This window comes from Kitasatospora sp. NPDC085879, assembly GCF_040686255.1.
GTDB lineage: Bacteria > Actinomycetota > Actinomycetes > Streptomycetales > Streptomycetaceae > Kitasatospora.
Genome location: NZ_JBFBJZ010000130.1, coordinates 1 through 10,486 on the forward strand (window position 1 = coordinate 1; position 10,486 = coordinate 10,486).

14 protein-coding genes are annotated in these 10,486 nt (G+C 74.1%); 3 read left to right on the forward strand and 11 right to left on the reverse strand.

The annotated features are described in order from the left end of the window. Nucleotides 1-39: 39 nt before the first annotated feature. The 3 genes from AB0P35_RS40285 to AB0P35_RS40295 all read right to left on the reverse strand — a co-directional run bounded on the left by AB0P35_RS40285 (nt 40) and on the right by AB0P35_RS40295 (nt 3,327). Nucleotides 40-1,383 carry a hypothetical protein gene (locus tag AB0P35_RS40285; RefSeq protein WP_363521224.1) on the reverse strand — a complete coding sequence of 448 codons (1,344 nt, stop codon included), beginning with the start codon at nt 1,381-1,383 and terminating at the stop codon, nt 40-42. Next, on the reverse strand, nt 1,380-2,039 hold the full coding sequence (locus tag AB0P35_RS40290) for a SigE family RNA polymerase sigma factor (RefSeq protein WP_363521227.1): 660 nt from the start codon (nt 2,037-2,039) through the stop codon (nt 1,380-1,382). The genes AB0P35_RS40285 and AB0P35_RS40290 overlap by 4 nt, the downstream gene beginning before the upstream one ends. An 835-nt stretch (nt 2,040-2,874) precedes the next feature. Beyond that, nucleotides 2,875-3,327, reverse strand: coding sequence for a rhodanese-like domain-containing protein (locus AB0P35_RS40295; RefSeq protein WP_363521230.1), 453 nt, complete (start codon nt 3,325-3,327; stop codon nt 2,875-2,877). Between the two features lie 133 nt (nt 3,328-3,460). Here AB0P35_RS40295 and AB0P35_RS40300 point away from each other — a divergent pair, with 133 nt between their 5' ends. Beyond that, nucleotides 3,461-4,498 (forward strand): helix-turn-helix domain-containing protein, encoded by a 1,038-nt coding sequence (locus tag AB0P35_RS40300; protein WP_363521233.1) that lies wholly within the window; start codon nt 3,461-3,463, stop codon nt 4,496-4,498. 36 nt (nt 4,499-4,534) lie between these two features. Here AB0P35_RS40300 and AB0P35_RS40305 read toward each other — a convergent pair whose 3' ends face one another. After that, the gene (locus AB0P35_RS40305) at nt 4,535-5,299 is read right to left on the reverse strand and encodes a MerR family transcriptional regulator (protein ID WP_363521236.1); all 765 of its coding nucleotides are present in this window, start codon (nt 5,297-5,299) and stop codon (nt 4,535-4,537) included. Between the two features lie 186 nt (nt 5,300-5,485). Here AB0P35_RS40305 and AB0P35_RS40310 point away from each other — a divergent pair, with 186 nt between their 5' ends. Continuing rightward, on the forward strand, nt 5,486-6,331 hold the full coding sequence (locus AB0P35_RS40310; RefSeq protein WP_363521239.1) for an aquaporin: 846 nt from the start codon (nt 5,486-5,488) through the stop codon (nt 6,329-6,331). Here the strand turns inward: AB0P35_RS40310 and AB0P35_RS40315 are convergent. The 7 genes from AB0P35_RS40315 to AB0P35_RS40345 form a co-directional block, all read right to left on the reverse strand. Beyond that, nucleotides 6,217-6,777: an NAD(P)H-dependent oxidoreductase gene (locus tag AB0P35_RS40315; protein ID WP_363521242.1), complete on the reverse strand. Its 561-nt coding sequence runs from the start codon at nt 6,775-6,777 to the stop codon at nt 6,217-6,219. The genes AB0P35_RS40310 and AB0P35_RS40315 overlap by 115 nt on opposite strands. A 127-nt stretch (nt 6,778-6,904) precedes the next feature. Further along, nucleotides 6,905-7,339, reverse strand: a complete 435-nt coding sequence (locus AB0P35_RS40320) for a PPOX class F420-dependent oxidoreductase (RefSeq protein WP_363521245.1) — start codon at nt 7,337-7,339, stop codon at nt 6,905-6,907. A 66-nt stretch (nt 7,340-7,405) separates the two neighbouring features. Beyond that, nucleotides 7,406-7,828, reverse strand: coding sequence for a MarR family transcriptional regulator (locus tag AB0P35_RS40325; protein ID WP_363521248.1), 423 nt, complete (start codon nt 7,826-7,828; stop codon nt 7,406-7,408). Between the two features lie 182 nt (nt 7,829-8,010). Then, on the reverse strand, nt 8,011-8,340 hold the full coding sequence (gene trxA / locus AB0P35_RS40330; protein WP_095873992.1) for a thioredoxin: 330 nt from the start codon (nt 8,338-8,340) through the stop codon (nt 8,011-8,013). Nucleotides 8,341-8,351: 11 nt separating this feature from the next. Next, nucleotides 8,352-8,792, reverse strand: coding sequence for a MerR family transcriptional regulator (locus AB0P35_RS40335; RefSeq protein WP_363521251.1), 441 nt, complete (start codon nt 8,790-8,792; stop codon nt 8,352-8,354). 55 nt (nt 8,793-8,847) lie between these two features. Continuing rightward, on the reverse strand, nt 8,848-9,255 hold the full coding sequence (locus tag AB0P35_RS40340) for a hypothetical protein (RefSeq protein ID WP_363521253.1): 408 nt from the start codon (nt 9,253-9,255) through the stop codon (nt 8,848-8,850). Nucleotides 9,256-9,342: 87 nt separating this feature from the next. Then, nucleotides 9,343-9,813 carry a MarR family transcriptional regulator gene (locus AB0P35_RS40345; protein WP_095873989.1) on the reverse strand — a complete coding sequence of 157 codons (471 nt, stop codon included), beginning with the start codon at nt 9,811-9,813 and terminating at the stop codon, nt 9,343-9,345. Between the two features lie 124 nt (nt 9,814-9,937). Here AB0P35_RS40345 and AB0P35_RS40350 point away from each other — a divergent pair, with 124 nt between their 5' ends. Next, on the forward strand, nt 9,938-10,348 hold the full coding sequence (locus AB0P35_RS40350; protein ID WP_363521257.1) for an organic hydroperoxide resistance protein: 411 nt from the start codon (nt 9,938-9,940) through the stop codon (nt 10,346-10,348). The last annotated feature ends 138 nt before the right edge of the window (nt 10,349-10,486 follow it).

Consider the following 10,486-nt stretch of genomic DNA (forward strand, 5'->3'; position numbering starts at 1 on the left):
CTGGCCAGCACCCGTTGCGGGTGCCCGGCCGCCGCGGTGTCAGCTGTGGGGGTGAATCGGCACGTACGACGCGACGTCACCGATCTTGGTGTAGGAGCCGCCCGAGGTGTCGAGGAAGGCTTGGCCCACCATGTTCAGGCTGGCCATGTGGTCCTTCGTGGTGAGCTTCATCCGGTAGGTGACGGTGCGGCTCTTGCCCGGTGCCAGGGAGAAGGCGGCGGAGCGGCCGAGGCCTGCGTAGTCCATGCCCGTTCCCATCCTGAGCGGCAGGGCCGTCCAGGAAGAGCCGTCCTTGCGCTCCAGCGTGCCGGTCGGGATCCGCTCCTCGACCGGCCCGGTCGGTGTGGCGAACTCCTGCTCGTCGTGCTGGCCTGCGACGACCGGCTCGACGTGGCTGTAGGAGGTCTGGCCGACGTTCGTCCAGGTCACCTGGAAGGCGACAGTCTCGGTGCCGTCCACGGTCGTCGAGGTGGGTTCGCCGAACTGGACCTTGATATCGCCGGCCTTGCCCGTGCCGAGGACGTCTCCGCGCCTGCTGACGTCGAGGCTGTTGAGGATCGTGGTCAGACCGTCCTCGTACTCCGCCTTCAACCCGCTGGCCACCACGAAGACCTGCTCCTTGTGGAAGCCCCACATGCGGGCGGTGAACTGCTTGCCACTGCAGTCGACCTGCCATTTGGTCATCGAGGCCGTGCGGCCGTTGATCTGCTGAACGGACCGCTGCGGAGCACCGACGCGGCGCACCGCGCCGAGCTCCGTGGGGGCGTAGGGGTTGTCCCACAGGGCGCAGAAGGGCTGATGCGACCAGCCGCTCGCCGAGTCGAGGTTCGCCTCCGACGGCCACGTCACGTTCGGTAGGACTTCGGTGTCGTACGCGGCGATCTCCACGCCGTACGGCTGGCACTGGTTGTACGTGGCGCCCGCCGGGGCACCGGGACTCATGAGGCAGAGCCGAAGCGTGTCCTTGGACTCGGCGATCCTCCAGCCGTCCGGGATCTCGAGTCCGACCTTCTGGAAGGTGTACGGGGTGCCCGCGGTGGCGGCCGGGGCCTCGGGGCTGTCGCTCGTCGTGGCCGAGGGGCTGGGCGAGGGGGACGGGGAGACCGAGGGGCTCGGCGTGGCGGTGAGGGTGGCGGCCGGCGGGGTGTCGTCGCGCTTGGCGACCTGGTCGCCGTCGATCCGGACGACGCCGATCGCGACGGCCGCGGCGAGGCCCAGCAGCGGGACGGTGACGGTGAGGACCGGCCGCAGGCGGCGGAGCCGGCGGGAGGGCGGGGTGTCCTGGCGGAGGCTCTGCGCCGTGACCAGCGAGGCGCGGGCGTTGAGGGCCTCGCGCAGCAGGCGCTCCGTCGGCGTCTCTTCGGGGGTGGGCTTGTCGGTCATCGGGCCTTCTCCAGCTGCTTCTCCAGGGCGTCCAGGGCCCGGCTGGCGGTGGACTTCACGGCGCCCCGGGAGAGCCCCAGGGTCTCGGCGATCTGTGCCTCCGACAGATCGGACCAGTAGCGCAGGACGAGCACCTCCCGCTGGCGGGATGTCAGTTCCTGGAGCGCGACGAGCACGCGCCGGTGCTCGTCGTTGAGGACGGCGTGATCCTCCGCCGACGGGGCGTCCGCCTCGTGCGGCGGCACGTACTCGCGGGCGGTCTTGCGCCGGCGGAGCACCGAGCGGGCACCGTTGACGACCGAGGTGCGCAGGTAGCCGAGGGCGTTGTCGAGGTCGTCGAGCTGCTCGCCGTGGCGCTGGTAGAGCGCGGTGAAGGCCTCCTGGACCACGTCCTCGGCGATGTCCTGCTGGTCGACCAGGAGGACGGCCATCCGGACCAGGCCGAGCCGGTGGGCGTGGTAGAGGTCGGTGAGGGTGGGCCGGTCCTCGGTGGGCTTCCGCCCGCCGCGCAGCAGGCGCAGCCCGGGACGGCCGGGGCGCGCCGCCTCGGGCGCGGCCTCGGCGGAATCGGCGCCGAACAGCAGACGCAGGACGCCTCGGATCGGGGCGGGGCGCCGTACCGGCAGCCCCGATATCGGCGCGATGGCCATGGACATGTGCGGGTTCCGTTCTCCCCCCGGGAGGCACCGCTCGGCGCGGGCTCCCACGACCGGGAACATGGTGATCATGGTGATGAGCGGGGCGATTGTGCCAGTAGCGGTCAGTACGACCGCGAACCGGCCCGCCTGCCGGTCGGGGCGGCGCGGTGCAGGCCTCGGCGGCCCCAGCCGGAGCGGCCGGCCGACGGCGGCGCGGATTTCATGACGAATACGGAGATAACGGGCACGTCCATGGCAGGTCCCCCCAGGGTGCGGTGGAGCGTCGGTCGGAGCGAGAGCCGCCGGCCGGCCTCGGGCGGGCCCGTCCGGCTCCGTTCCCCTGGCTCTCGTCCTGATAGACGTGCATCCCGCCGGGGGGTTGCAGGTGGGTGCGGAGAAATCTTTCCGGCGCCCGCACCGGACGCCACAGTCGGCTCGGTGCGGGGGCCGACAGCACGAAGGGGCGCCCGGCGTCATGGCCGGGCACCCCGTGGGTGGTTCAGCGGCGGGCGCCGCGGCGGCCCCAGCCGGACATCCGGATCGGCGCGGGGATGTTCTTCGTAAAAGTGGAGACAACGGACACGTTCATGGCATGACCCCCCAAAGAGATCGCTGCGGGTGTGGTGGTGGACGTGTGCGGCGAGGCCCACCGGTCGGCCCTGCCGCACCGGCCCCGTCCCCCCGGGCCCTCGTCCTGACGAAGCAGCATCCTCCCCGACGGACGCGGCGGGCTCCCACTGCTTTTTCGCCCCGCCCCCGCCGCTCGGCCGCTGCCGGCCTCGGACACTTCTTCAGATTAGGCCCGGGCACTGACAATCCGGCCCCGCCAAGGGCTCCACCCGCAGGGCGCCGCTCAGCAGACCAGGCCCAGGTCCGCGGGGGTGGCGGTCTTCGGGTCGACGGGGCGCCGGCCCTCGGTGGGCCAGCCCTCGCGGATCCAGTACTCCAGGCCGCCGATCATCTCCTTGACCTCGCGGCCGAGTGCGGCGAGCCGCATCGCGCCCTTGGTGGAGCCGTTGCAGGCGGGCCCCCAGCAGTACACGACCAGCAGGCCGGGCGGGAGTGCGGCGACCCGCTCCGCGGTGATGTCGGCGAGCGGGAGGCTGATCGCGCCGGGCAGGTGGGTCTTGCGGTGGGCGCCCTCGGCGCGGACGTCGACCACGGTGAAGTCCTGCCGCCCGTCGCGCATGGCGTACCAGACGTCGGCCGGGTCGGCCTGGCAGCCGAGGCGCTCGGCGAAGAAGGCGAAGGCGCGCTCCGGGGCGAGGGCGGGGATCTCGGTCACGGGCGAGACGGCGGTGGTCATCGGCGGGCTCCTGCCGGTCGTGTTCCTGCGGTGCTGCGACGTGATCGATCCTCGCGGGCGGCCGGGCGGCCCGACAGTGGCGCAGACGACTACACTCGCCAAGATCCCGCCAGCCCGGACGAAGGGGGCCACCGTGCCCGTCCACCCGCCGAGCGGCCCGGCACCGGTGACCGTCGGCCGCCGCCCGGAGCCCGTGCACACCGTCGCCGTCTACGCCTTCGACGGCATGGCACCGTTCGAACTGGGCGTGGTGGTCGAGGTGTTCGGGCTCGCCCGGCCCGAGGTGAGCGGTCTGCTGGCCGCGCCCTGGTACGACGTCAAGGTCTGCGCCGACGAGCCCGGCACACCGCTGAACGCGGTCGGCGGGTTCTCCCTCACCGCCCGCCACGGGCTGGACGAACTGGCCGCCGCCGACACCGTGATGGTCGTCGCCGTCCCGAACGCCTTCGCCGGCGGGGTCTCTCCCGGGCTGGTCACGGCCCTGCGCACGGCGCACGAGCGCGGCGCCCGGATCGTCTCGATCTGCTCCGGGGCCTTCGCCCTCGCCGAGGCCGGCCTGCTGGACGGCCTGGAGGCCACCACCCACTGGCGGTACGCCGACCTGCTGCAGCAGCGCCATCCGTCGGTGCGGGTCAACCCGGACGTGCTGTACGTCGACAACGGCTCGGTGCTGACCAGCGCGGGCAGCGCCGCCGGCATCGACCTCTGCCTGTATCTGGTGCGCCGCGACCACGGCGCCCGGGTGGCCAACACGGTGGCCCGCCGCTTCGTCGTCCCGCCGCACCGGGACGGCGGCCAGGCCCAGTTCATCGAGGCCGCGGTCACGCCGGTCCCGGCGGAGGACGACGGGGTAGCCCGCTCCATGCAGTGGGCGCTCGACCACCTGGCCGGGCCGCTCACGGTGCCGTTGCTCGCCCGGGCCGCCCGGATGTCCGACCGCTCGTACCTGCGGCACTTCACCGCCCGCAACGGCACCAGCCCGATGCGCTGGGTGACGGCGCAGCGGATCGCCGCCAGCCTGCCGCTGCTGGAGTCGCCGGACGGCACGGTCGAGGAGATCGCCTCGGCGGTCGGCTTCGAGAGCGCCGCGACCTTCCGCCACCACTTCGGCCGCACCATGCGGGTCTCCCCGACCTCCTACCGCCGCACCTTCGGCCGCGGCGCGGCCTGACGGCACGGGGCCGCCGGGCCGCGCCAGGCGTGCGGGCTACGCCCCGTGGCGGGCGGCGTTGGCGGCGATGGCGTCGCGGAGCCACTGGGCGAGGCCGGGGGCGATCTTCTCGTAGGTGGCGGTGAACCGCGGGTCGGCGACGTACATGTCGCCGAGGCAGCGGTGCATCGCGTGCGGGCAGTCGTAGAAGTGCCCGGTGATGTGGAGCCGGTGCTCCTCGGCGAGGGCGGCGGCCTCGTCGGAGTCGGGCGCGGTGCCGTTCGCGAGGGCACGGGCGAGGCGCTCGTTGAGCGCGTCGGCCTCGGCCTTGATCCGCTGCCAGTGCTCCTTGGAGTAGCCGCGGGTGCGCCGCTGGGACTCCTTCCAGGCGTCGGTGCCGCCCCAGCGCTGCTCGGCCTCGTCCTCCCAGCTCTCCTGGTAGTCCTTCCCGAACACCTCGAACTTCTCCTCCGGTGTCAGCTGAATGCCCATCTTCTGTGCCTCCATGGCTCGTTCGACCGCCGCGGCGAGTTCCTGGAGGTGCCGGATCCGGTCGCCGATGAGCCGGTGCTGCCTGCGCAGGTGCTCGTTCGGCGAGACGGAGCGGTCGTCCAGGATGTCCGCGATCTGTTCGAGGGGGAAGCCGAGTTCGCGGTAGAACAGCACCTGCTGCAGCCGATTGAGGTCCTCGTCCTCGTAGCGGCGGTAGCCGGCCGGGGTGCGGCCGCTGGGTGACAGCAGGCCGATCTCGTCGTAGTGGTGCAGGGTGCGGACGGTGACCCCGGCCGTTCTGGCCAGCTGGCCGACCGAGTAGCTGCTCATCGCGGTCGTTCCCTCCTCGTGGCCTTCAGCCTCCGGCCTCACGGTGCGTGAGGGTCAAGCCGGCTCCAGGCGGCCGTGCCGGGCGCCGGACCGTGCGAGTCTCCGAGCGGGCGCCGGGCGGGCCCGGGTCCGGCCTGGCGCACCGGACAATTGTCGCCGCCCGGCGGCCCCGGCCACGATGGCGGTATGAGGACGACTGCCCTGTTCAGACGGCTGGCCGCGGAGGCGGTCGGCACGGCGGTGCTGGCCGCGGTGCTGATCGGCTCGGGGCTGCGGGCGGCGCAGCCGGGGCCCGGTGGGGCGGCCGCGTTCGGTGCGGTGCTGGCGCCGGCGCTGGCACTGGGTGTGCTGCTGACGGTGCTGGCGCCGGTCTCCGGAGCGCATCTGAATCCGCTGGTCACGGTGGCGGTGTGGTGGACGGGCCGGCGGGACGGCGGGCCGGCCGGCCGCGAGCTGGTCGGCTACCCGGTGGCCCAGCTGGTGGGCGCGGCGGCGGGCGCCGTGGCGGCGAACGGGATGTTCGGCCGGCCGCTGCTGGAGGTGTCCGGCGGGCGGCCGGGCGGGGGTCTGCTCTGGCTGGCGGAGGGGGTGGCCACCGGGGTGCTGGTGCTGGTGGTGTGCGGGCTGCTGCGGGCCGGCCGGGGGCGGTGGGCGCCGGTGGCGGTGGCGGCGTGGTCGGTCGCGGCGTGCTGGGGGACGTCCTCGGGGGCGCTGGTCAATCCGGCGGTGACGGCGGGCCGGGCGCTCTCCGCCGGGGCGGCCGGGATCGCGCCCGGCTCGGTGCCGGGGTTCGTACTGGCGCAGTGCGCGGGGGCGGCCGCGGGTCTGCTGCTGGTGGCGCTGCTGTTCGGTCCGCGGTCGGGTGTGCCGGAGGCCGACGGCGGGGCGGCCGGCGCGACCGGGGTGGCCCGGGACGGTCAGGACTCGGCGAAGAAGGACTTCGCGGCGAGCAGTGCGCCCTCGTCGGCGAGCACGTCGCCGGGTCGGCTGCCGGAGCCGAGCAGCAGGCCGCCCCAGCGCATCGACAGGTAGTCGGCGCTGCGGTGGAGCATGCCGGCGAGCGGGTCGGCGTCGGCGGGGTCGGTGCCGGCGTAGGCGCTGACGGCCCAGAGGGTGCGGCCGGCCATCCGGGCCTTGAAGTCGACGCCGGGGACGCGCATCCAGCCGGACCAGTGGTCGAGGTAGTGCTTGACCGGCGTGCTGACGCTGTACCAGTAGAGCGGGGAGACGATCACCAGGTCGGTGGCGGCGAGGGTGGCGTCGAGCAGGGTGCGGGCGTGGCCGGTGGGCGGCGGGTACGAGCCGTCGTGGCGCTGGTCGGCGAAGTCTGGCAGCGGCAGGTCGGTGAGGGTGAGCCACTGCTGTTCGGCGTCGGCGGGGAGGTGTTCGGCGGCGCGGCGGGCGAGCTGTTCGGCGTTGCCGTCGGTGCGGGTGGAGCCGAGCAGGAAGAGGAAGCGGCGCCGGTCCGGGTCGGCCATGGGATCTCCGTGGGTGTGTCGCGCGGGCACGGGCCGGCGGCGGCCGGTCCAGCCGTGCAACAACACGCCGTGCGGCGGTTCTTCCCGGCACCCACCGGGGTGTCCCGGCCGGCACGGTGACGGGCGGTCAGCCGGAGATGGCGCCCTGCGCGTCGACCCGCTCGATCCGGAGGCGGACGAGGAGTTCGCCGGGGACGCCGTTGCGGGCGGCGAACTCCTCGGCGCGGTCCTCGCCCATGTAGCGGGCGCCGAGCCGGCCGGCCCAGTGGCGCAGTTCCGCCGGGTCCTCGGAGAGGGTTGCGCGGCCCTGGACCAGGACGAAGGAGTACGGCGGCCGCTGGTCGTCGACGCAGAGCATGGCGCGGGGGTCGCGGGCGAGGTTGCGGCCCTTGACGCTGCGGGCGCCGGTGTTGAGCACGATGTCCTCGCCGTCGAGCAGGAACCAGACCGGTGTCACATGGGGCCGGCCGTCCGCGCGGGTGGTGGCGAGCTTGCCGGTGCGGGTGCCGTGGGAGAGGAAGGCGCGCCATTCGGGCTCGGTCATCCTGGTCATGGCGCCCATCCTGGCGGCTGTGGCCGGGCGGCCCGTGGCGGCGCGCCGTCGGTCGCCCGCAGTGGGCGGGCCGGGTCAGCCGTCGGCGCCGTACCGGGTGAGGTAGCCGGCGAACTGCTCGATGTCGGTGTCCGTCCAGTCGGTGAAGCGCTCGCGGAAGGCGAGGCGGCGGCGTTCCGCGGCGTCGGCGAGCAGCCGCAGGCCGTCCTCGGAGGGGCGCAGCAGTTGGCCGCGCTGGTCGTCCGGGTCGGGTTCGCGGGTGATCAGGCCGAGTTTCTCGAGGGCGGTGACCTGCCGGCTGACGGTGGACTTGTCGAGCATGAAGTGTGCGGCGAGGTCGGAGGCTCGGCAGCTGCCGCGCTCCTTGACCAGGTCGAGCATGCTGTAGGTGACCAGCGACAGGTCGGGGTGGATCTGCGCGGCCTTGTGGCGGGCCCGGCGGGCGAACGCGGTGAGCTCGCGCTGGATGGCGTCCAGGGCGGCGTCGCGGTCGGGCATGCGTGCTCCTTCGGTGGGTGGTTGCGGGGACCACCGTACGGCGGCCGGGCCCGTCACCCGAACCGGCCATAAAGTTGCACTTTACAACCTCAGGCGGGGGGAGTACGTTCCGATACGGACGGGTTCGCGGGCGGCGGCCCTGGACAAGCCGCCGCCTCCCGCCGGTCCGCCCACCGGCGCCCTCAGATCACCTCGGCGAGCTCGCGCAGCAGCCGGGCCTTGGCGCGGGCGCCGACCATGCTCTTCACCGGCTCGCCGCCGCGGAAGACCATCAGGGTCGGCATGGAGAGCACCCCGTAGCGGGCCTGGGTCTCGGGATTGGTGTCCACGTCGAGCTGGACGACCCGCAGCCGGTCGGCCTCCTCCCGGGCGACCTCGGCCAGCACCGGCGCGATCATGCGGCAGGGCGGGCACCAGGCGGCGGTGAAGTCCACCAGCACGGGCCGGTCGGCGGCGAGCACCTCCGCGGCGAAGGTCCCGTCGGTGACCTCGTCGATTCCCTCGAACGCCATGGGCTTCCTCTCTACGTCGGGTCGGTGTGCGGATCCGGGCGGCCGCCGTGCGGGGCCATTTCACAGCGCGGCGCGGGCCCGCCGGGCAGCTCGGCGGCGGCCTCGACCTCGGCCCTGGCGAGCTGGGCGGCCACCTCGTCCCGGACGGTCTGCAGCCGGGCGAGGACGGCGTCGAGCTCGGCGAGCTTGGCCCGGTAGACGTCGAGCGAGGCCGGGCAGGAGTCGCCGGCCGGGTGCCCGGCCTGCAGGCACTCGACGAACGGCCGGGTCTCCTCCAGCTCGAAGCCGAACCCCTGCAGGGTCCGGATCTGCCGCAGCAGCCGGAGGTCCTCCTCGTCGTACTCGCGGTAGCCGTTGCCGGTGCGCCGGGCGGGCAGCAGCCCGCGCGACTCGTAGTAGCGCAGCGTCCGTGTGGTGGTGCCCGCCTGCCGGGCCAGCTCGCCGATCCGCATGCCCCGACGGTAGACCTTGCCCCGGACGTCAAGGCCAGCCCCGTCCGGCGCGGGTTCAGGCCGGGGCGCCCTGCAGGTCGAGGATCGTCCGGTCGGACTCCCGCACCGTGTAGCGGACCCGCAGCACCGCGCCGCCCGGCCACCGCTCGTCGACGTCGACCGTGCCGAGCCCGCCGGCCGCACCCACGGCGTGCGCCGTCCACGAGCCGGGGGCGGTGGCGGCGCGGAAGACCGGGTCGGCGCCGGGGTGGCCGGCCTGCCAGCCGTCGAGGCGGGCGTTCAGCTCCGGGGCGAGCCACTCGGCCCGCACCTCGGAGGGGGTCAGGCCGGGGCCGTTGCCGCGCACGGCGTCCCGGTACGCGTGCAGGAAGTCGCGGACCAGGGCGGTGTCGCTGCCGGCCGCGGGCGGGGCCGGGGCCGATCCGAGGGCGAGCAGGGCGAGGGCTGCAAGAACGGTTCGCACACCGCCCATCCGATCATGCGCAGCGCCGGCCGCGGCGGGCATCCGGGCGACGCCACCCGGACGGGCGAACGGCCCGGCCGTGCGGACTCAGAGCGACGCGGTGGCCTCGTCCAGGGCGGTGGTGATCCGGCCGAGCAGCTGCTGCAGCTGGGCGAGTTCCTCGAAGGTGACCGAGGAGGAGCGCAGGATGCGGCGGGGCACGGCCTCCAGCGCCTGCTCGCGCAGGGCGGCGCCCTCCTCGGTGAGGCGGACGGTGACCGAGCGCTCGTCCTCGGCGCTGCGCTCGCGGCGCACCCGGCCGGCCGCCTCCAGCCGCTTGATCAGCGGGGAGAGGGTGCCGGAGTCGAGCCGCAGCCGCTCGCCGATCTTCTTCACCGGAAGGTCGCCGTGCTCCCAGAGCACCAGCATCACCAGGTACTGCGGGTAGGTGAGGCCGAGGTCCTTGAGGACGATCCGGTACACGCTGTCGAAGGCGCGCGAGGCCGCGTGCAGCGAGAAGCAGATGTGGCGGTCGAGGCGGAGCAGGTCCTCCTCGGGCACCGCGGGCAGTGCGGTCATGGCTCCCAGGATAGCCGGGTCGCCGACATTTCAGTTGTGCGCAATTTAGTTGTGTGCTCTACTTGTGGTCGCAGGGCAGCCGGGACCTCCGGCCGCCGATCCGATGTGGGAAGAGGACGGGTCCATGGACGCGCTGTACACCGCTGTCGCCACCGCCAACGGCCGCGAGGGCCGGGCCGTGAGCTCCGACGGACAGATCGACCTGCCGCTTGCGATGCCGCCCGCGCTCGGCGGCAACGGGCAGGGCACCAACCCCGAGCAGCTCTTCGCGGCGGGCTACGCGGCGTGCTTCGCCAGCGCCCTCGGCCTGGTCGGCCGGCAGTCCAAGGTCGACACCGGCGACATCTCGGTGACCGCCGAGGTCAACATCGGCAAGGACGACACCGGCTTCGGCCTCGCCGTGGTGCTGCGCGTCGAGGTGCCCGAGGCGCTCGCCGGCGAGACCGCCGAGCTGCTGGTCAAGCAGGCCCACGAGGTGTGCCCGTACTCCAAGGCCACCCGCGGCAACATCCCGGTCCAGCTGATCGTCGAGTAACCGCGACGGGGCAGGGACGGGAACGGGGAACGGCGGGGCCCCCGGGGGGCGGGTGGCCCCGCGGGGCGCCCGTGCCCCGCGGCGCGGGGGGCGCGACAACGCCGGGGGCCGCGCCGCCCCGGGCCGGCCCGCCGGCGC